Below are 422 nucleotides of genomic sequence, written 5' to 3'. Positions count from 1 at the left end.
GGCGAGGCCCACGTGCTTGAGGTTGCGGTCCGCGGTGGAATGCACGGCCACGGTCTTGATGCCGAGGCTGGCGCAGGCGCGCAGCACCCGCAGGGCGATTTCGCCGCGGTTGGCGATGAGGACTTTCTCTAGCTTGGGCATGGCCTGGGCGCTTTAGGCGATCACGAACATGGGCTGGTCGTATTCCACCGGCTGGCCGTTGTCGACCAGGATGGCGACCACGGTGCCGGCTACGTCGGCCTCGATCTGGTTGAACATCTTCATCGCCTCGATGATGCCCAGCGTCTCGCCCTGCTTGACCTGCTGGCCCACCTTGACGAACGCCGCGGCGCCCGGGGTGGAGGCGGCGTAGTAGGTGCCCACCATCGGCGCCTTCACCACGTGGCCGTCGGGCAGCGCGCTGGCGGCCGGCGCCGCGGCGG

General features: G+C 69.0%; 2 protein-coding genes. Both read right to left on the bottom strand.

Annotated elements, in window-relative coordinates:
- A partial coding sequence (locus ACH65_RS19370; RefSeq protein WP_272913787.1) for a biotin carboxylase N-terminal domain-containing protein occupies window positions 1-141 on the bottom strand: 141 nt, incomplete at its 3' end.
- A 12-nt stretch (window positions 142-153) separates the two neighbouring features.
- Window positions 154-422 (bottom strand): acetyl-CoA carboxylase biotin carboxyl carrier protein (gene accB / locus ACH65_RS18310; RefSeq protein ID WP_049624080.1); only part of this gene is annotated, 269 nt, incomplete at its 5' end.

Origin of the sequence: Frateuria defendens (assembly GCF_001182895.1) — a bacterium.
Lineage (GTDB): Bacteria > Pseudomonadota > Gammaproteobacteria > Xanthomonadales > Rhodanobacteraceae > Frateuria_B > Frateuria_B defendens.
The sequence above is the reverse complement of the archived record's forward strand: the minus strand, read 5'-3'. Positions and strand labels throughout refer to the sequence as shown.